The 21,902-nt window shown below is 33.4% G+C and carries 16 protein-coding genes and 1 pseudogene; 5 read left to right on the forward strand and 12 right to left on the reverse strand.

Translation table 11 applies throughout. The annotated features are described in order from the left end of the window. A pseudogene (locus BMX64_RS14865) lies at positions 1-284 on the reverse strand (group II intron reverse transcriptase/maturase); the annotation flags it as partial. A 1,251-nt stretch (positions 285-1,535) separates the two neighbouring features. Between BMX64_RS14865 and BMX64_RS14875 the strand changes: the two are divergent. Continuing rightward, the gene (locus BMX64_RS14875) at positions 1,536-3,689 is read left to right on the forward strand and encodes a PAS domain S-box protein (RefSeq protein ID WP_091174061.1); all 2,154 of its coding nucleotides are present in this window, start codon (positions 1,536-1,538) and stop codon (positions 3,687-3,689) included. 19 nt (positions 3,690-3,708) lie between these two features. Here BMX64_RS14875 and BMX64_RS14880 read toward each other — a convergent pair whose 3' ends face one another. Next, positions 3,709-4,305 (reverse strand): GNAT family N-acetyltransferase, encoded by a 597-nt coding sequence (locus BMX64_RS14880; protein ID WP_091174066.1) that lies wholly within the window; start codon positions 4,303-4,305, stop codon positions 3,709-3,711. Between the two features lie 246 nt (positions 4,306-4,551). Here BMX64_RS14880 and BMX64_RS14885 point away from each other — a divergent pair, with 246 nt between their 5' ends. After that, positions 4,552-7,380: a M16 family metallopeptidase gene (locus BMX64_RS14885; protein ID WP_091174070.1), complete on the forward strand. Its 2,829-nt coding sequence runs from the start codon at positions 4,552-4,554 to the stop codon at positions 7,378-7,380. A gap of 201 nt (positions 7,381-7,581) precedes the next feature. Here BMX64_RS14885 and BMX64_RS14890 read toward each other — a convergent pair whose 3' ends face one another. From BMX64_RS14890 to BMX64_RS14930, 9 genes are all read right to left on the reverse strand, one after another. Beyond that, positions 7,582-7,941: a hypothetical protein gene (locus BMX64_RS14890; RefSeq protein WP_091174074.1), complete on the reverse strand. Its 360-nt coding sequence runs from the start codon at positions 7,939-7,941 to the stop codon at positions 7,582-7,584. 62 nt (positions 7,942-8,003) lie between these two features. Continuing rightward, positions 8,004-9,182 (reverse strand): AIR synthase related protein, encoded by a 1,179-nt coding sequence (locus tag BMX64_RS14895; RefSeq protein ID WP_091174078.1) that lies wholly within the window; start codon positions 9,180-9,182, stop codon positions 8,004-8,006. Between the two features lie 230 nt (positions 9,183-9,412). Then, positions 9,413-10,894, reverse strand: a complete 1,482-nt coding sequence (locus BMX64_RS14900; protein ID WP_244273315.1) for a carboxypeptidase regulatory-like domain-containing protein — start codon at positions 10,892-10,894, stop codon at positions 9,413-9,415. Positions 10,895-10,964: 70 nt separating this feature from the next. Continuing rightward, positions 10,965-12,341: a CsgG/HfaB family protein gene (locus BMX64_RS14905; RefSeq protein WP_091174082.1), complete on the reverse strand. Its 1,377-nt coding sequence runs from the start codon at positions 12,339-12,341 to the stop codon at positions 10,965-10,967. A gap of 131 nt (positions 12,342-12,472) precedes the next feature. After that, positions 12,473-12,883 carry a curli production assembly/transport component CsgF gene (locus tag BMX64_RS14910; protein ID WP_091174085.1) on the reverse strand — a complete coding sequence of 137 codons (411 nt, stop codon included), beginning with the start codon at positions 12,881-12,883 and terminating at the stop codon, positions 12,473-12,475. Between the two features lie 113 nt (positions 12,884-12,996). Next, entirely contained in the window at positions 12,997-13,728 is a 732-nt protein-coding gene (locus BMX64_RS15900; RefSeq protein WP_244273316.1) for a curli production assembly/transport protein CsgE, read from the reverse strand. A gap of 3 nt (positions 13,729-13,731) precedes the next feature. Further along, the gene (locus BMX64_RS14920) at positions 13,732-14,250 is read right to left on the reverse strand and encodes a hypothetical protein (protein ID WP_091174088.1); all 519 of its coding nucleotides are present in this window, start codon (positions 14,248-14,250) and stop codon (positions 13,732-13,734) included. A gap of 196 nt (positions 14,251-14,446) precedes the next feature. Beyond that, positions 14,447-15,133: a hypothetical protein gene (locus BMX64_RS14925; protein ID WP_091174092.1), complete on the reverse strand. Its 687-nt coding sequence runs from the start codon at positions 15,131-15,133 to the stop codon at positions 14,447-14,449. 345 nt (positions 15,134-15,478) lie between these two features. After that, complete coding sequence (locus tag BMX64_RS14930) at positions 15,479-17,668, reverse strand: glutamine synthetase III family protein (protein WP_091174096.1); 2,190 nt, start codon at positions 17,666-17,668, stop codon at positions 15,479-15,481. Between the two features lie 297 nt (positions 17,669-17,965). Between BMX64_RS14930 and BMX64_RS14935 the strand changes: the two genes are divergently transcribed. Together BMX64_RS14935 and BMX64_RS14940 are read left to right on the forward strand one after the other, a co-directional pair. Beyond that, complete coding sequence (locus tag BMX64_RS14935; protein WP_091174099.1) at positions 17,966-18,913, forward strand: TerC family protein; 948 nt, start codon at positions 17,966-17,968, stop codon at positions 18,911-18,913. 98 nt (positions 18,914-19,011) lie between these two features. Then, positions 19,012-20,640, forward strand: a complete 1,629-nt coding sequence (locus BMX64_RS14940; RefSeq protein WP_091174103.1) for a T9SS type A sorting domain-containing protein — start codon at positions 19,012-19,014, stop codon at positions 20,638-20,640. A gap of 56 nt (positions 20,641-20,696) precedes the next feature. On the opposite strand, the gene BMX64_RS14945 is transcribed toward BMX64_RS14940, so the two are convergent. Then, on the reverse strand, positions 20,697-21,218 hold the full coding sequence (locus BMX64_RS14945; RefSeq protein WP_091174106.1) for a hypothetical protein: 522 nt from the start codon (positions 21,216-21,218) through the stop codon (positions 20,697-20,699). Positions 21,219-21,304: 86 nt separating this feature from the next. On the opposite strand from BMX64_RS14945, the gene BMX64_RS14950 reads away from it, so the two are divergent. Beyond that, positions 21,305-21,874, forward strand: a complete 570-nt coding sequence (locus BMX64_RS14950; protein ID WP_091174110.1) for a DUF1543 domain-containing protein — start codon at positions 21,305-21,307, stop codon at positions 21,872-21,874. The last annotated feature ends 28 nt before the right edge of the window (positions 21,875-21,902 follow it).

The raw sequence follows: 21,902 nt of genomic DNA on the forward strand, positions 1-21,902 counted from the left end.
GGCATCATCGCTTGCGATACGGCTTGTTGAAGCAGTCTGTCAACTACTGTTGGAATTCCCAAGAGTCGGAACTTTCCGCCTCCTTTTGGAATCTCCACACCAAGTATGGGTTGCGGCAAGTAACGGTCATTCTTAATAGCTTCCAGCAATACAGGCTTGTGTTCACGGAAATAATCCGCCAGTTGAGTGGTTTTTAGTCCATCAACGCCCGCACTGCCTTTATTGACTTCTACTTGACATAGTGCCTTTTGGAGATTGTAAGGATGTGTTACTTGTGCAATCATACTTGGTGTTTTAATCTGAATTTATTTCAGATTCTTGTTTAACCTGTTCCGCTTTTCCAGGGCTATAGCTTGCGCTATTCCGATGAAAATTAAGAACCACTTGCGTTGGGTCCTTCCTTGTTTATGAGTCCTCTACCATTTCTATTGGTAACTCGTTGCCCCAAGTACTATGACTTCTGCTGACTTCTCCACCTAACCACTCGTGGTTGTGAAGACCTCCCTCGGTAAGCACTTCCTCTTTCCGTCTATCCCCGACGCATCTACTAACTAAACCTGTTGTCTAAAGGCTTTGCATTGCTGTGCATGCTTACCCAATTTAGCTAGCCTCTTATGCGCTTTGTGTTCCTCGGTACAGACTTTTGCCGTTTGGTTTCCTTCACTGCATGGGTCGCCCCAAACCAGCTTACCACATGCTAATCGGCTCAATATAAATGCAACAACTTGCCGATAAGGGACTTGAACCCTATAGATAAAATTCCTACTTTTGAGGAATTGGAAGTGCATGCAAGGCACACACAGCCATTTTGAGCTAGCTGGAATTTAGTGGAATTATCGTTTCGCATCAAGTTTTATTTATTCCGAAAATTGAGCGGTTACGAACTTACAGCCATCTCAAAGTGGCATAACGTTAGGCACAAGCTGTGAGAACAATCACCAATGAAAATAATCTTAGAAAGAAATCTCGACTTCATGCAAATTCTAGTTGTATTTTAACGTATGACAAAGAAACATCGTTAAATATTGGATTAACAAAATCTATTGTATTAGTTTCAGTGAAATATATTGTAACTAATTAACCAGCCCTATGACGTGTCTGGTGCTACAATAATTTTACACAAAAGTGAATAGACGCGGCTTCTCGGTCTGTTCTTTACATTTATATATGCAATTAGGGTAATTTTCTAAACCAAGCATATTCTTTACGTTTGGTATTTTTTTGCTTCAATTAGTAGCATTCTTATTCTATTTATCCTTGAAGAAATGAAAAATAAAAATAACTAAATTTCAGGTTTAGCTAAAATATAACGTCAAAAATTCATTCTAAAAACAGACGAAAATTAAGAACAAAAGTGGCTGGCCAAAATAGACATACAATCCTACGCCTACTTTCTCTTTGGTTTTGAACACCCTAACAAATAAGAAAAAACCACTTGTTAATTCAATTTAATTAACTAACTTTCATGTACTTATCCTGAATTATTAATTTTAGATAATGAGGGAAATACTATTTAATTTTTATACCATACGACTATGAAAATTTCTTTAGAAAAAAAAATAATTATTGGATTTATCATCAATCTATTCGTTGTTTTTGCTATAGCTGGGATTTTTATTTTAAGGATTGACAAAAAGAGAAACCAAGCTTTGGATACTTCATTGAATTGGATCGAAATTGCATTGATTATTCTTTCTGTTATTTTGCTAACCGTTGTTTACTTTATTATTCGGGCTCAACTTCGGGCTAAAAATATTTCTCAAGAATTACTTTTAGAAAACAAACAACTACTGCAGTCAATCCTTGACAACACTTCAAGTCCTATGTTTATAAAAAAAATAAATGGAGAATACCTGTTGATCAATAAAGAATTTGAATCCTTGTTTAAAATCTCAAATCTGGAAATTATAGGTAAAACGGACCATGATTTTCTGGCACCAAGTACAGCAGATGCGTATCGAAATTCGGATTTTGAAGTTGTCAAAGCGTTGAAAGAATTAAAAACCGAAGAAACAATTCTACAGGCTGATGGCATGCATACCTACATTGCTGTAAAATTTCCTATTTATGATGCCGCTAAAAGAATTTATGCCATTGGCGGAATTTTTACTGATATCTCCGAAAGAAAGAAACTGGAAGAGTCCTCTAAAGCTGCTGATAAATTCTTTATGATGTCAGTAGATATGATGATTATCTCATCAATGGAAAAATTTGTAAAAGTAAATCCGGCCGTTAGTACCATTTTAGGATATTCAGAGGAAGAATTATTGAGCAAAAACTTCTTGGAATTTACGCATCCCGATGATATAGAAATCACTAAAAAAGAAGTGCAAAAACTTCAGACCGGAGCTGCGTCTATTAAATTTGAAAACCGATACATTTGTAAAGATGGATCAATCAAGTGGCTGGTATGGTCCGTATTCCCCGATGTAAAAAGCGGCTTATTATATGCCGTAGCAAGTGATATAACAGATAAAAAAGAGATTGAAAACGCTTTAAATGTTGCCAATACATTTTTTTACATGTCATTTGATATGTTTGTAGTGATTAAAGACGAGAATTTTGTCAAAGTCAATCCTGCATTTACCCGAATTTTAGGATATGATCAGCAAGAAATAATAAACAAACCTTTTTTAAGTTTCATACACCCTGAGGACGCAGCAATTTTTATGGATGGCGTCAAAAAATTAAAAATCAGCGATTCTGTGGTTACCCATAGAGTTCGGGAACGCTTGAAAGACGGCTCCTATAAATGGTTTGACTGGACTAGCACAATCGATATTCAAACTGGAATTATATATGCTGTTGCACGCGATGTATCCGAATTGATTGCAAATGAAGAATCGTTGAAAATAGCAAATATGTTTTTTGACATGGCTTTCGATATTTTAACAGTGGCCAAAGAGGAACATTTCATTAAAATAAATCCCGCTTTTACAAAAACGCTTGGTTATAATCAGGACGATATGGACCGCATTAAATTCATAGATTTAATTCACCCTGATGACAAACAAACAGCTGGCGAAATATTGCAAAGACATTTAAAAGGAGAATCCGTTGTCAATTTCAGAACACGATTTGTATGCAAAGACGGTTCTTATAAATGGCTCGATTGGAATAGTAATATTGATGTGAAAAACGGGGTATTTTATTCCGTTGCCCGAAATGTTACGGAGCTGGTGGAGTTAGAAAACGAACAACAAACAGCCATAGACAATCTCTATGAAAATGAGGAAAAATTACGGTTAATAGTCGAAAATATCAGCGAAGGGATTATTGTGGCAAATGCCGATAAAAAGATAATTATGGCTAATAATATGGCCAACGAGATCTTTGGAATCGAAGAAGACGACAAAATTTCAACAAATTTAAGCAATCATTTCGAGCTATATTTTCCGGATGAAAAAACCATTTTTCCGTCACAAAATTTACCTATGGAACGTGCTCTAAGCGGAGAAGTCACAACTGATGTCGAAATCATTCTTTGGAATCCAGTAGCTCAGGAAAAGAAAAGAGTGCTGATAAGCGGCAGGCCTTTAGTCGATCAAAATAACAATGTGGTCGCAGCGGTTGTAACTATAAAGGATATTAGCAAATACAAACAAATGGAAGAAGACTTGAAGGAAACAGAATCCAAATACCGACAACTTATTGGCTATAGAAAAGGGGGCGGTGATCCGATGATTTAAAATTAAATCTTAAAAATTGTTATAATTTCCTTTTCAAATTCTCTTTCACATCATCCACCCATTCCTTTTTTAGAATACTTAAAATAATACTGTCCCTCCGAGCGTCACTTCCTAAGGTTGGCATGTGATTGCGCAATATACCTTCCACTTTGCAACCTATGCTTTTCATGGCTGCAATACTTCGCTCATTATTATTGTCAGCACGAAATTCAACCCGTTCCATTCCAAGCGTTTCAAATGCATATTCTAAAAGTAAATATTTACAATGCTTGTTCAGTCCTGTTCCCCGAAACGCTTTTCCGTACCATGTGTAGCCCAATTGCAGCGTTTTGAATTCTAAATTAATATCGTAAAAACGAGTACTTCCAGCATATTCTCCTGATTTTTTATCGAAAACTATAAAGGGAAATTCTTTTCGGTTTTCTCTTGCTTTTAGCGCAATCTGAATGTATTTTTCCAGATTTTCTCTGCCATTGGCACGCACCAAAGAATACTCCCAGGTTTCTGGCTCATTAAGGGAAATTTCCAATAAATTTTCGAAATCTGATTCCTCTAACGGCCGTAATAAAACAGTTTCGTCCTCCAGAACTATGGGGTGAAAAAAGTTAAAATCCATGTTGGTATTCAATTTAGAGTGTAGCAATAAAGACTTCAAATATAAACCATAAACCAATAGTTCTAAAAAAAATTGCTGCTACATTCCTAATCTAGCAAATATGTTGTTTAATGATTAAGAGCCTTTACCCCAAAAATCCAACTTAACACTTGCTAATGCTATAGTATTTTATTTTTTCTTACTTTTAGTGTCTAAAGCAAAAATGATCTTTGCTGTGAAAAATAACGTTGAACCTAAATTCAAAAAATGAAACCAATCCAGTTATTAATGTGCTATTTGGTGCTTTTTAGCACTTTTTCATCTCACTCCCAAAATCAAAAATCAAAAGAATTCAAAGTAGCATTTGAAAAATTTACCTTAGAAAACGGATTACAAGTTATCTTGCATATTGACCGCTCAGATCCTGTTGTAGCTGTTGCTTTAACGAGTCACGTAGGATCCGCCAGAGAAAAAGCAGGCCGCACGGGATTTGCACATTTGTTTGAACATTTACTTTTCTTGGAATCGGAAAATTTAGGAAAAGGAGGGCTTGATAAAATGAGTGCTCGTATTGGTGGAGCTGGTGCCAATGGTTCAACGAGTAGGGATCGCACTAATTATTTTCAGACCGTTCCAAAAGATGCATTAGAAAAAATGATTTGGGCCGAAGCAGATAAACTAGGTTATTTCATCAACACGGTCACAGAACCGGTTTTAGCGAAAGAAAAACAAGTCGTTAAAAATGAAAAAAGACAGAGTTATGACAATCGACCTTACGGACACAATTTTTCTGTAATCTCTAAAAATTTATATCCGGCAACGCATCCGTACAACTGGGAAGTTATTGGTTCCTTGGAAGATTTACAAAATGCCACACTAGAAGATGTAAAAAGTTTTTACAACCGCTGGTATGTACCTAATAATGTTACCCTGACAATTGCCGGTGATTTCGATGTTAAACAAACTAAAGCTTGGGTCGAAAAATATTTTGGAGAAATAAAACGTGGGGAAGCCATTCCTAAAATGGAAAAACAGTCTGTGATATTGACGGAAACTAAAAAACTATATTACGAGGATAATTTTGCCAAATTGCCGCAACTCACGCTAACTTGGCCGTCAGTTTATGAATACCATCCTGACAGTTATGCCTTAGAAGTTTTGGCTAGTTATCTTTCCAAAGGTAAAAAAGCGCCTTTGTACAAAACTTTAGTGGAAGACAAAAAAGTAACGGATGCCGCTGACGTTTTCCAATACAATTCAGAAATTGCGGGTCAATACATGCTAAGTGTTACTGCATTTGAAAAAACAAATTTGAATGACGTAATGAACGGCGTAAACGAAGCTTTTAAAAACTTTGAAGCCGAAGGAATTTCGCAACAGGATTTAAATCGAATTAAAGCCGGACAAGAGACTGCTTTTTACACAAATTTATCCAGTGTTTTAGGAAAAGGATTTCAACTGGCACAATATGAAATTTTTGCAGGAACTCCGGATTATATCAATCAAGATGTAAAAAATATTCTTGCCGTAACTACCAAAGATGTAATGCGTGTGTATCAAAAATACATCAAAGGAAAACATTTTGTAGCCACCAGTTTTGTTCCAAAAGGAGAAGCAAATTTAATCTTGGAGGGTTCACAATTAGCAGCCGTTGTGGAGGAAAAAATCATTGAAGGTAAAGAAGATTCGTTTGATGCCAGCATTGTTGCAGCGTATGAAAAAACGCCTTCTAAATTTGACCGAAGCGTTGAACCAGATTATGGAGAAAGCCCCGATGTTAAATTACCTACCGTTTGGAAAAGCAAGTTGTCATCTGGTTTAAACGTTTTAGGAATTGAAAACCACGAAGTGCCGCTTGTTCAATTTCAACTGCAAATAAAAGGCGGAATGTTGCTTGAAGAAGCAAATAAAATAGGAGTTTCGAATATGCTGGCAGAATTGATGACAAAAGGAACTAAAAACAAAACTCCGGAGCAACTGGAGAATGCGATTGAAAGTTTAGGAGCTACAATTAGAGCCTATGCAAGTGATGAATCTATATTTGTTTCAGGAAATACCTTAGCTAAGAATTACAATGCAACTATGGCATTAGTTCAGGAAATAATTTTACAACCACGTTGGGACACCAAGGAATTTGATTTAATTAAACAAAGTACGTTAAGCCAAATTCTACAGCAAAAAGCGGATCCAAACAGTATTGCCAGAAATGAATTCAAAAAATTAATTTATGGAAACGAATCTATTTTATCCAACAACCGCATTGGTACCGAAAATGCTGTAAACAGTATTAATATTGATGATTTGAAAAATTATTACGCTAAAAATTCAGCTCCATCAATTACTAATTTTCAAATTGTGGGTGCTATTTCAAAAACGGAGATTACCAATTCATTAACGGCTTTAAATAAAAACTGGGAAGCTAAAAAAGTTACGGTTCCTAAACCAATAACTACAAATACGGTAGCGTCCTCAAAAATTTATTTTTATGATGTTCCGGGTGCAAAACAATCGGTAATCCGAATTGGATATCCTGCTCTTGCAGCTACGGATACTGATTTTTATCCTGTTCAAATCATGAATTACCGTTTGGGTGGTGGCAGTTTTGCTTCACAATTGACGCAACAATTACGGGAAGGAAAAGGATATACGTATGGTATCAATTCATCCTTCAATGGTTCTGTAAACAAAGGTCCATTTACTGTTGCAAGTGGTGTACGTTCGAATGTAACGTTTGAATCCGTTAGTTTAATAAAAGAAATTGTATCTCAATATGGAAAAAATTTCAACGAGAATGATCTTGAAGTGACAAAAGGATATTTAATAAAAAGTAATGCCAGAGCATTTGAAACTTTATCTTCTAAACTGGAAATGCTCTACGATATCAGCAACTACAATTATGCTGATGATTATGCGAAACAACAGGAAAACATTGTAAAAAATAGCACTATTGACGCGATAAAAAAACTTTCAGAAAAGTATTTGAATGCTGATAAAATGATCTATTTAGTGGTAGGTGATGCTGAAACGCAATTGAAAAAGTTGGAACAAATTGGTTTTGGAGAACCAATTCTTCTCAATAAACCAGCGGTAAAATAAGTTGATTTTAAACTAATTTGGGTTAAACATCACTGATTGTTTTAGCCCAGATCGAAGTGAAAATAACGACTGAAAAAAAAATAATTTTTCTTATCCTGAAAGAGCGACAAACGGAAGTTCCTTTCAGGATTTAGAAAAATATTTTTTTTAAGGGAGTCAATTCAGCGCTGTCCCGAAGCTTCGGGATAGCTCCTGGAAATTTTATTCATTCATTTCGTCATATCGCTCCGGAACTTGCGGATCATATAGCGGGCATTTAAATTCATCCATTATATTCACTAAAGAATCCATTGTTTTTCCTTCAGTGCCATAACAATCAATTTTTATACTTTGTGGCGTCGTTCTGATATGAAAAGCACCTACACCATTGTTATTTTTCCAACTTTTCTCGTCTACTTTTTCCCATTTGGAAAATACCGAAGCGATTCGATTTAAGATAACTTGAACAGGAAGTTCTTCAAGGCCTTCAATTTCAGCTTGTTCTTCAGTAATAGTTTCATAAACTAAGTGATGGTTGAGATAAATTCCCTCAAGATATTTCCAAAAAACCAATTCGTACATAAATAAAAAATTAAAAGATTAAAGAATTGAAAGATTGAAAAATGGACTTCAATTGAAGTTTTTTAATATTCAAAAGTTCCATATTCACTGGCAATAGTCAGTTTTTTTGCAGTAGCAGCTTCTACTCTACCTACAATTTGTGCATCAACATTAAATGATTTAGAAATCGCAATAATGTCTTGTGCAACTGCTTCCGGAACATAAATTTCCATACGGTGACCGCAATTGAACACTTGGTACATTTCTTTCCAATCCGTTTTAGATTGTTCCTGAATTAACTGGAATAATGGCGGAACTGGAAATAAATTGTCTTTTATAATATGTAAATTTTCTACGAAATGTAAAATTTTAGTTTGCGCTCCTCCACTGCAATGCACCATTCCGTGAATTTCATTGGAAGAATATTGGTCTAAAATTTTCTTGATGATTGGCGCATAGGTTCTGGTTGGCGAAAGCACTAATTGACCGGCATCGATTGGTGAATTTTCAACGGCGTCTGTCAATTTTACTTGTCCGGAATAGATTAATTCCTCAGGAACTGCAGCATCAAAACTCTCCGGATATTTGGTCGCCAAATACTTCCCGAAAACATCATGGCGCGCCGATGTTAATCCGTTACTTCCCATTCCGCCATTATAGCTTTTCTCGTAAGTGGCCTGACCAAAAGAAGCCAATCCTACAATTACGTCACCTGCTTTAATATTGGCATTATCTATAACTTTAGAACGTTTCATTCGAGCCGTAACAGTTGAATCTACAATTATTGTTCGAACAATATCGCCTACATCTGCCGTTTCTCCACCAGTTGAATGTATGGTTACGCCAAAAGAATCCAGTTCTTTAATAAGTTCTTCAGTTCCATTGATAATTGCTGAAATCACTTCAGCGGTAATCAAATTTTTATTTCTTCCAATGGTAGATGAAAGCAGAATATTATCAGTTGCTCCTACGCACAATAAATCATCAATATTCATGATTAAAGCATCTTGAGCAATACCTTTCCAAACGGAAATATCTCCTGTTTCTTTCCAATACATGTAAGCCAAAGAGGATTTAGTTCCGGCTCCGTCAGCATGCATAATCAGACAATAGTCATCATCTTGGGTTAAATAATCCGGGACAATTTTGCAGAAAGCTTGTGGAAACAATCCTTTATCAATGTTTTTTATGGCATTATGAACATCTTCTTTGGATGCCGAAACACCGCGTAGCGCATATCTTTTTGAAGTATCTGAACTCATGTAGTATAGTTGTGAAGCCTGCTTTATGGCAGGTAGTTGTGTGGCAAAGGTAATTATTTTTTTGGGTTTTGCCTATCGAGTCATAAGAAGTGTTTCGTGATAAATCTGTCCTACAAAGAAAATTTATGCACACATTACGTTTAGTATCTAAGAGAGGAATATCTTAAAATGCATGTCAAAAAAAATGTCTATCCGAAACAGATAGACATTTTCACAAAAAAGATGAAGTATTACTTCCACTCAGGCATAGAGCCGCCGGTAAATAAAGTGGTACGGGAATCAACGTCACTGATACTGGCTTTTTGAATATTTTTTATAGAAATTCCATCATTAGAAGTATTTGTAAAAATTACGTCTGCTTCATTAGGAGAAAATTTGACATCCAAATCATTGTAACCATCTGGCTTTTTAGTATCTAATTCGGTTGAAGTGTTAGTGATACGATTGTAGATAAAAATTCGAGAATCTAGTCTTCTGTAATTTGAACTTTGATAACCTGAAATATCCCTCGTATAAACAATTTTTTGATTATCTACAGAAATATTTAATCCACTAACCGCACCGTTTAAACCAGAAAGCACTTCATAAAGAACAGCTCCCGCGTTATCTATAACATAGATCTCTGCATTATATCCAGATAAATCATTTACTTTCAATACGATTTGAGTTCCATCCTGACTCCAGTCACATTCAGATATAAACTTACCATATGGTGTTTTAAATAATTCTATCAATCCTCCTCCATTTGCATCAATTCGGTAAAGTTTGTCAAAATTCGGATAAATCAATTGACTTCCATTGGTACTCCAGCAGTAATTAATGTGTTCCATATTAAATCCGGCTATGGGAATGGAATTCGTAACTTTAAAAACATTTGAACCATCTGGATCCATTGTATAAATTTGATTTTGAGACCCGTCGGAACTAATATAGGCAATTTTATTTATTTGCAAATTTTTTCTCGGTCTAAAACTATTCACCTCAGAAGAAGATAATTGCAACTCATTTCCAGCTTCGTCAGCGGTGTAAATAACATTATTACTATTTACTTTTTTAATGTACAAAAACCTAGGATTTGGAAATGCCAAAGTAGTGAAAGTATTTGTCACACTATTTGACGGACTATTTATACCATCTGAAGAGGAAACTTGCCAATAATACTTTGTACTATAACTCAAACCTGATATTTCAAACGTAGTAGTTTTTATATCCTTATAGGTAGTTATAACATCAGTAGTACCATTTTTAAGAGTTACGGTATACGTTAACGGATCAGACTCTTTATCAGTAGCGGTCCAAGTTAAATTCAGTTTTAAGCTTTGACTTTTCGCATTATCTACAGGTGCTGTTAATAAAGGAATTTCTGGAGGCTTATTATTTGCTGTAGAAACATCCAATTCGAATATTATTTGTATTGTTGTATTTTTAACCACAGTAGCGGGTTCAAATTTGGTAATATATCCTTCTTTTTGTGCTTGAAAAGAATATTTCCCTACCAAGACTTCATCAAAAACAAAATAACCATCTTTATCCGTGAAAAATGTATTCGTAGTGGGACTCGTCGATATTCTTGCGTTTTCTATTGGTTCAAAAGTTTCTGAATTTACTACCCTTCCTTTTACCATTCCTATACCACTATCATCAATTTGTTCTTCGGTGCAAGAAACCAAGAGAATAAAACAAAGTACTATTTTTATTCCTATTTTTTTCATCTTTAGATTGTATTATTTTTATTAGACAAATGGTCAATCAATAACAGTAAAAATCTTGATTTCAATCCTATTATTTTTTTGTTTTAATTTTTGATTTATGTGGAAAATAATAGGTTATTCCAGCTCCAAAACGCCAATAATAATCATCTCTTTTACCACTCACTATATAGTCTATATTATCAGAAAAATTTAAATTATGCTCCCCATATAATTTGAATCCAAAATTATTGGTTATTAAGTATTCTAAACCTGCCCCATACTGAATTTTAGCGTGGAAATTTTTATAATCTGAATTGAAAGCTGTTCCCGTTCCTACAAAAAAGTAGGGTGTCAAAGCATCGTATGGAAGTGCTAAATATTCTAAATTTAAATCTAATGAAGTATACCCCACATCCAATTTGTTTTTATTTCCAAGTGTAAATACATTGGTAGAGGCACTAATATTAAAATTTGGGGTCACAAAAAATTTGAAAGTTCCTCTTAACATTGGCTTGGCTACCGGGTCGGGATAATCTCCTGCCATATAGGTTGCTCCCCCAACTAATTCTACACCAAATCTACCGCGCTTTTCATTTTGATTTCTGCCATAAAGCAAGGCTAAATCAGCTTCATCTTTTTCTTTGGTATAAGAATCTAAAAAGTTTTTGACTTGAATATTTGTAGCATTTACTTCCCAAAGATTATCTTTAATTCCATCAACAATTAATCCTTCTACGGCTTTTTCTATTGCTTCTGTAACTGCCAGCTGTATCGGTTCATTTCTGGTAAATCCTGTTTCTACTTCAAGAAGCCTTCTTATGTTAACGTATTTGAATAAATTAGCATCAACACTTTGAGATAAAATTGTTTTGGAAACATAAACGGTATTTAAAATTTTCCCATTTGATGTAGATACTAATCTGAGATAAATTGAAATTCTGTCTTGTCTGTACCGTGTTGAGGCTCCTGTTCCAAAATATCTGGCGCCAAATCCTCCTGTTATGATATTAGAATCATACGATATTATACCTCCTTCCAATAAAACTCCGGCAAACAATAGAGGGGTTAATTGCGATTCATTCGTATTTGAGCTTGCTGCATATTCTTGACGTGTGGACCGTATAATATTTCTTTCATTCAAAAGGTTTCCCAGATTTTCTCTTTCAATAGGGACAAACCATTTTGAATCCCCCAAAGCCTTAATCAGTATTGATGTTGCGCCTTGAGTAACAGCAGTGCTAAATGTACTCCCCTGTTCTATGGCTTTGTATTGTCCCGTTTGATCTTTAAATTTATAAACGCCAACAACTACAGGTTCCTTTGGTTTAGGCAATTTCAACAATGAAGAGGTTGCGGGAGTATTCTCACCATAAATTGCTTTTTCGATACCAACAGGTTGATTGAAATATGCCGCACAACTAGAAAACAAAAAAACAAGCAGAAGAATGATAGTAGGTTTTTTATTCATGGTTATATCTTAATTAACTTATTTGGGAGCAAAAAAACAGTATAATGTCACAAGTCTTAAAGTAAAGAATGAGGTGAGTCTTGAATTAATTTTTGATTATAAAAACTAGCCAAGTGTATCTTTCAAAAAAATCAATTATTCCCTGGTATAAATATTTGCGTCTGTTCTCCAGTGTCTGTATCAAGTATATCAACTACTAAACCAAGGTTTGATGGATAGATATCTACCGCTAAACTGCCAAAAACATAGGATCCTTCAGCTATACCTTTATCACCAAACTGATCTTCAAATAAGGAGTTAGAAATTTTATTTAATAACTGATTATTGAGGTTTTCTTTAAACCGTTCCAACTCCGATTTCTGTTCAAATCCTGTTCTGGAATCTTCTTTAAAATCATTTTGCGTATCAGCTGAACTCAGTAGCCATTGATAATTAAATGTGTCTCCGCCAAAAGCAGGATTCTTTGGTTTATAGACTAAATCTTGTGCATTTGAGTTATTAAAAACTCCAAAAAGCAATGCCATTAAAAGTAATGTTCTCATATTGAAATTGATTTAAATAAAACATTATTGAGAAGCGAACAAAAAGCAACCTGAAAATTAATTCCTTATTATAAGTCACTATAAAAATTTCTAATAGTCTCTTGAATAAACAATCAATACTGAGTAATAAATTTATTTTGTTTTTCAATATTCTTGAAATATTTAAAAACTTTAGCAGAAGACGTTTCCGCCATATATTTCAAAAAATCTTCATCAGGTTTTGCAATAAATTCTTCGATGACTTCGCTATCTACATATATTGAAATCTTAGTGGTTCTACCAAAGGTCAATTCTTCCTGAACAGAGATAATCTTGCTGGAATTCAATTTTAATTTTGAATACGCATTATAAAAAAGATCATAGAAATCATTCCCTAATTTAGTTTTCGTGTCATTGGATACAATACCTACCATCTCTAATCCATCTTTAGGCTTAAGAATCCCTAAATTTGTATCCTCTTCCCCAAAAACAACCCGATCTTTTCCTATTATTTTATTATCTTCATCATAAATCAACAACAATATAATAATTTGATCTTCAGTACTTTTATTAATCTGAGTTTTGGAAAGCGTGATTTTCTGTATCGGCTCAAGCGTAACGCGACCATCTTGAGCATTGCTTGATTTATTGGAATTCGATTTGTTTTTTTTAAAAACAGAAAGCTTAAATGAAATGTTTTTAAACTCTGACTTTAAATTCTCAACTGTTCCTGCAACTGACAAAGTATTTTCAATTTCTTCAATATCAATCTTTGCTTTAACTTCTTTATAAACAACCTGTGCGGTCAAAAGTTGAATATTAAAATAGAACAGCAATACCACAATTTTAATTAAAAATCTTTTCATAACTTAATGATTAAAAATATAAATTGCTCCCGAATTTCCAGTTTGGGTAATTTTCAAATCTTTGGATATTGAATTAGACCCATTATTGAATAGCGTCAAATTATTTCCTTCCTGATGTATCGCCATATTGATAGAACCCGAAGTATATAATGAAAAATCACTCACATAATTATTATTTCCATACTGAGTGACTGATTGCGTCAATTCATACGCATTTTTGTCAACTGATACATAATTATTTGATCCGTATTGACCAATGACAATGGTAGAACTTTCATTAGGTACGCTTGCATCTGAATAATTATTAAAACCTATTTGAGAAATATGTATTAAATTAGTATTCGTAAGAAACTGAATATTTGATGACTGTTGAGCTTGCCCAATTTCGTTATTCCCATTATATATTAAATCCTTACTTACTAAGAGCAATGAATTATCAGGAGAATTAAACTCTTGTGCTTTAGCAAAATAGCTCGTTAAAAACACTAGTATAAATAAAAAAATATTGAATTTTGGTTTCATGAGTCATTGATTATGAATATTAAAACTAAATATTTTTTAGAATACCTATAAACTATTCCTAAAACAATTTATCGCAGTCAAAAAAATCTATTATGCTACTTTTCATTAAAAAATATTTCAATATTTATGAAAACTAAATAATATTTAAAATAAAAAAGGCGGAATTGGTTAACCAATTCCACCTTTTAGAAAGTAATTAGTTAGATTGCATAACTAAACTCATATTTCCAGTTCCCCATTGGTTTACTGTACTTAAGTGGCTATCACCAGTTTGAATAGTCCAAGCATAATTTGCTGTCCCATATTGATTGATGTAAGAAGTATTATCCGTTCCCAATTGAGTAGTTATTGCCATGTTATATTCTCCATATTGATCAACATTGGCACTATTCCCAATACCTACTTGAAACGAAAGAGAGTTATTATCATGTCCTTCTTGCATAGTATTGGACGAATTTGCTAAACCAAACTGCAAAGTAGTTGAAGCGTTGTCTCTGCCTATTTGAGTTGTTCTAGCATAATTAAGGAAACCTGCTTGTCCTATAACAGCATCGTTTCTTCTACCATCTTGAGTGATATAGGCAGCATTACCAATTCCTAATTGACCTATGTAAGCATCATTACGACGTCCTTTTTGGTCAACATTTGCATAGTTTAAAGCTCCCCCTTGGTTGATGTCAGCTTCATTACGTCTTCCGTCTTGATCAACGACAGCTAAATTTGCAAATCCTAATTGCAAAACATCTGAATCATTTTCTAAACCAGACTGTGTAATAACAGCAGCATTTGCAATACCAAACTGATTTACTGCACTAACATTTCCTTGTGCAAAACTAACTGAGGCCACAAGCATCGCGGAGATGCTTAAAATTACTTTTTTCATAATAAATATATTTAATTGGTTGTTAATACAAATTAATATATAGGTTCAAAAAAGTGATTTGGGATCTGCTTTTTTAGGTAATAATTAATAAGAAATACATTTTTAATTAATTGCTTATTTGATTACTACATATCAAAGATATAAAAGTTTTTAAACACCTCTAACAACTAAAACACTGTTTTTTAGCCGTTTAATTATTTTTTCGATGAAGTGTAAAACTAAATCGACAAAGAGTAAAATAAACTATCGATACAGTAAGAAAAAAATTATTAAAGACACCATTGTTTTTATTAACAAAAAAAAGAGGCCATAAAGCCTCTTTTTTTTAAATATTTATCTGCACTATTATTTAGTGAATAACAATTCTCTATATTTTGTTAGAGTCCACAATTCATTATCTACCAACAACTCCAATTTATCACAGTGGTTCCTGATGATTTCAAAGTATGGCTTTACCTTATCACAATACGCTTCTGCCATTTCTTGAGCATCAGTCAATGCATTAGCACTTTTTCTGGCATCGGTCATTTCTTTTACTTTGGTATTAATACCTTCAATATGTTTAGAAATATCCTTTATAAGTATAATTTGCTCTTTTGCTATTGTTTCAAAGTCATTTCCAAAAATATCCTTCAGTCCTTTCACATTTGCAATCAAAGTATTTTGGTAACGAATTGCTGTAGGTATAACGTGATTTTTAGAAATATCGCCTAAAACTCTACCTTCAATTTGAATTTTCTTGGTATACTCTTCTAATTCGATTTCATAACGTGCTTCCACTTCAACATGGTTCATGATATTCAATTCAGAAAACAAATCTAATGATTGTTTAGAAACTCTCGCCTTCAACGCTTCAGGAGTTGTTTTGAAATTACTCAAGCCTCTTTTTTTGGCTTCAATTTCCCATTCTTCGCTATATCCGTCTCCTTCAAAAAGGATTTTTTTGGATTGTTTGATGTACTCTCTTAACACATTGAAGATTGCATCGTCTTTCTTCATGTCTTTAGAATCAATCAAAGCATCAACTTCAACTTTGAAATCTCTTAATTGCTTCGCAACTATTGCATTCAAAGTAGTCATTGCATTAGAACAGTTTGCCGTTGAACCTACTGCTCTGAATTCAAATTTATTTCCTGTAAAGGCAAATGGGGAAGTTCTGTTTCTATCCGTATTATCCAAAAGGACATCTGGAATTTTCCCTACTACATTTAATTTTAAATCTGTTTTTTCTTCCGGAGATAATTTCCCGGTAGTCACCCCTTCTAATTCAGCTAAAACTTTAGTCAATTGTCCACCGATGAATACGGATATAATTGCAGGTGGCGCTTCATTAGCTCCTAATCTGTGATCATTACTTGCAGACGCAATAGCTGCTCTCAATAATGATTCATTATCATTTACCGCTTTGATTGTATTGATGAAGAAAGTCAAAAACTGCAAATTACTCATTGGTGTTTTACTTGGACTCAATAAGTTTACTCCAGTATCAGTTGCTAACGACCAGTTGTTATGTTTTCCTGAACCATTAACTCCTTTGAAAGGTTTTTCATGGAACAAAACTTTAAAGTCATGACGTTCCGCTACTTTTTGCATCACATCCATCAACAAACAGTTGTGATCTACGGCCAAATTCGTTTCTTCAAAAATAGGCGCCAACTCAAATTGGTTTGGTGCCACTTCATTGTGACGTGTTTTTACAGGGATTCCTAACAACATACATTCTTGCTCTAAATCTCTCATGTACGTTAAAGCACGTGTTGGTATTGAACCAAAATAATGGTCATCCAATTGCTGTCCTTTGGCAGAAGTATGTCCTAACAAAGTTCTTCCTGTCATCATAAGGTCTGGACGTGAATTTGCTAAAGCGCTATCAACTAAGAAATATTCTTGTTCCCATCCTAGAGTCGCGGTAACCTTTTTTACATTTTTATCAAAATATTTACATACTTCAGTGGCCGCTTCGTCCATAACGGTCAATGCTCTCAACAAAGGCGTTTTATAATCTAAAGCTTCTCCGGTGTACGAAATAAAAACGGTTGGAATGCATAATGTTGTTCCAAAAATAAATGCTGGAGAAGTTGGATCCCAAGCGGTATACCCTCTTGCTTCAAATGTATTTCTAATTCCTCCATTTGGAAAACTGGAAGCATCTGGTTCTTGTTGCACTAATTGCGCTCCTCCAAATTTTTCTACAGGATCACTCCCATCATACGATGTTTCAAAGAAAGCATCGTGTTTTTCGGCGGTAGTTCCGGTAAGTGGCTGAAACCAGTGTGTATAATGAGTCACTCCTTTAGACAAGGCCCACTCTTTCATACCCATGGCGATATAATCCGCTAATTTTCTGTCTATTTTAGTTCCATGCTGAACAGCACCTTGCACTCCTTTAAAAGCATCCGAGGTCAAATATTGCCTCATTGCTTTGTCATTAAAGACATTTGAACCAAAAATAGTTGATTTTCTATCCGATTCCTGAAAATCTACTGGCTTTCTGCTTGAAGCTTCTCTCAAAGCTTGAAAACGTATTGTCGACATAAAAATTATTTTAATTAATTAGACCCCTATTATTTTGATGCAAATATATAGAAATTATTACTTTTATAAAGTCATGCCTCTATTTTTTATAGGCAATTGGTTTATAATTATCAGATTCTTAAAAAACACCTACAATAATCAGTACATAAATAATTTTAATAGCGATATTTTTTTTAACTCCTATTTTCAGCAAAAAAATAGCTTTGATAACACATAGAGTAAATAACTTTACAATAAAATAGTTATGAAAGTTTAAAATTCATAAAGTATCTTTGCATAACTTTAAAAATTATACTTATGATTGTCTGGATTTCATTTTTAGTAGCTGTTTTAATATTTCTTGCACTCGATTTAGGAGTTTTCAATAAAACACCTCACATTATAAGTTCAAAAGAAGCAGGCAAATGGACTGCAATATGGGTAGCATTATCTTTTATGTTTTCTGGAGTAATCTATTGGCTCTACACCACGGATTATATTGCAAATCCAGATTCTTTGAAACCTATGGATGCGTCATTAAAATTCATCACAGGCTATTTAATAGAATTATCCTTGAGTATCGATAATATTTTTGTTATCGCTATTATTTTTTCGGCCTTTAAAATACCACAAAAATACCAACATCGAGTACTGTTTTGGGGAATCCTAGGAGCTATTGTCTTTAGAGGTTTGATGATTTATTTTGGGGTTTTACTTATTAACAAATTTACATGGATGACCTATATTTTTGGAGGTTTTCTAATATATACGGCCATGAAAATGTTATTTAGTGGGGAAGATGAAAAATTTGAACCAAAAAAATCATTCATCTATAAGACTCTGAAAAAAGTCATGCCAATTTCCAATCACATCGACGGAGAGCATTTCTTTGTAAAAAGAAGACATATTACAGCGGCTACACCTCTTTTTGTAGCACTTATTGTTATTGAAGTAATGGATGTTGTATTTGCTATAGATAGTGTTCCTGCAATTTTAGCCATAACAAGCGATCCTTTTTTAGTTTTTAGTTCGAATATCTTTGCTATTTTAGGATTGCGTTCTATGTATTTCTTTCTCGCACACATGCTAGACAAATTTGCTCATTTGGAATACAGTCTTATTGCTATTTTGAGTTTTGTAGGGGTTAAAATGCTACTTCATGATTATATTAAATTACCAGAATGGGTATCACTGGCTTTTATTGCTGTTGCGCTTCTGCTTGGTATTGGAGTTTCATTACTTAAAAGTAGAGATTCCAAAGAGTAAATATTTCTTATTAATTTATTAATATTTTTAATTTAAAAATTAACAAGTTAAACATTATTTATAATTATGTTTGTATAAAAATTTTAAACAAAACATCCATGAAAAAAAAAATTACTATTATCATATTAATTCTTTTTTGGCAATTTAAATCTTACGGACAAACTATATCCATAAACTCATTAACAATCAATAATGTTTCTATAAATAGTTCAGGTCCTATAAATATTCAAGCGAATGCAACTATTGCAAATATTTCACTAAATACACAAGTAGTTTTTTCAAGCCCACAAAATAATAGTGGAACCATTAATATATACTATCAAAAAAGCAAAACATCTCCAATTTTAACAGCGAATGGTGGTAATGGTGGCTTCCTGCTTTTCCTAGGTGGTAATACTGCTTCAAGGAATTTTACCCTCACTATAAGTCCAGTAGAATTTGATCAATCTGGAGGGTACATATTTGCAGAATATAAAACTAGTAGCGGCATAGCTTACAAAAGTCAAAATATACCCATAGTTAAAACAGTACCCTTACCAAATAATCCACCAAGTCCAGTAAACCCTGATTATGCAGAACAACGCATACCATACGGAGGAATTCCTTTAATGCCATCACTTGTTAATTATTATGAATCATCCCAAGACTGGGTAGATTCTAGTACAGATAGAGTTATTTTCTCCGAACGAGATAAGGGAGTTTTATATGATAATGTTAACATTAGACAAAAAACGACTTTTCAAGATGGAAGAACACTTAAAGATCCACAAGTAATGTTCGTTAAAGTTGCTAAGTTTTTACCTAACATTAGTAGATTATCTATAAATAATTACATTATTTCAGGTGACCAATATGTTTACGATGGACAAAAACCAAAAACAATAATAGGCGAACAAGCTACTGCAAGTTACTCTAGAACTACCGTTAATTTAAATTATTATCAATGGCAAAGTCGAAAAATTTACCCATTTTGGTGGGTGAATATAGAAAACCAATTTAAATTATATGGCTGGAACGATATACCAGAAGCAACTGAAATAAATTATACACCACCTACCGCTACAATAGGAATGGGATACAGACGACTAGTATTAGAAGATCCGTCAAATAAATCAATTGACAGAAATTGTGCTTCAAGTAATATTATTAGAGTATTACCTATGAGTGATAAGACTATTACAAATAATATTTGCTGTGATCAAACTGTAACTTCAATTGCAGATCCAATCCAAGGAGAAATTTCAAGATTTGATTCATATTGGCAGAGTTCATCAGATAATATTAATTGGACTAGTATTCAGACAAGTGCAAATAAAAAAGATTATACCCCAATAAATACCTCTCGAAATACTAAACCAATATTTTACAGAAGAATAGATGTAGAATATACATCAGATACAAATTCTATATACTATATAAGTAATACTGTTAAAATAAATTACAACCCACTATCTACAACAGATCCCTCTATAAAAATTTATCCAAATCCAACAACATCAATTTTAAATATTGAGAATACTGGTAACGCTGTTACATTTTCAAACATAACTATTAACGATACGTCAGGTACCGCATTTATACCTAATAGTATTTCAACAATAAATTCAAATTTTACCAGCCTAAATGTTTCAAATTTGCCGCCAGGAATTTATTTTCTTAATATGTTTGTAAAACCCTCTTATACAACAAGAGGCTATACTTTTCAGACAACATTTGTAAAACAATAAATTTATTATAGCTAAAAAAAAGGAAATCTCACGATTTCCTTTTTTTTTGCATTTTGTTAATTAAAATTAATCTTTTGAATTTGGCTTTCATTAATTTTCAATGTCGAAATAACTGCTTCGTAATTATCTTTATCTATTGAATTAATAAGACTTGCTGGCACAATTACTATCCTAAAAGTTTGATTGTCTAAATATTGGGGCGTTAATTCCAAATCGTAACTTCCATCAACTCTAATAATAAAATCCTCTTTACTAAAATCAAAGTCATAATCTAACTCTCCTCTCGAATTAAAAATTGTTCTGGGAATTGATTGCCATATTGGAGCGTTAGAATTAGTTACACCAATCAATCTGTACATTAAAACAACATCGGAGGAATAAATATTAGACCCAATAGTAGAATTAAAGTTTCTTGAAATGAAATAACCCTCGTCCAAATTATAACCAAAATCAACATTACGAAGTTCAAATGCTTCGCTGATTGTGTCATTGTCCACATCATCATATACTTCCGTTACTTCACAACTTTGTAGTGCCATCATCCCGATGAAAACTAAAAATAAGGTAATTTTTTTCATTCGTTATCGTTTTATAATTTATATTGAAAAATACTATTCATGAATTGTGCCAAAGTTTATTTTAAAATATAATGTAATTTTGAATTATGGAAAAAGAACTTAAATTATACATGATAATGCTAGGCTGCGTACCAAAAGGACGGTTTACGGAACAGCATGATATTTTTTTTGGAATTGGAACTTCCTTGAAAGATTTGATCCCACAGATGAAATCGTTTTGGCCTGAAGCCAAAGGGCAACTTCATATTGATGCCTGGCGAGAGGTTTCTTCAGTAGACAATTTTTCGATCAAAATTATTGCAAAAGATACAGCTCTAACTTCTTCTTCGGATAATTTATTTTTCATCAACTTGGGCGGTTATAAAGAAAATGAATTTGAAGAATACCACTACAAAATCCTAACTATTGCCAAAAATTTAGGATTGGCTTCCAAAAAAGCAAGAAAAAGCACTTTCTATAAACATTTCGGTTTCAAGGACGCCCCATCTCATATAGATGATAAATACGGAATCGATGTGGATGATATACATAATGTAGCCGATGTTTTAGACAAGCAATTTAAAGCGCAACATGCTCTTTTAATAACCAAATCTGAAACTGATTTACAAGAGGATGAATTGCATATTGGGTACTTGAAAATTAATAAAATAAAATAACGAAAAAGACCTTTCATCGCTGAAAGGC

The organism is Flavobacterium sinopsychrotolerans, assembly GCF_900110375.1.
Taxonomy (GTDB): domain Bacteria; phylum Bacteroidota; class Bacteroidia; order Flavobacteriales; family Flavobacteriaceae; genus Flavobacterium; species Flavobacterium sinopsychrotolerans.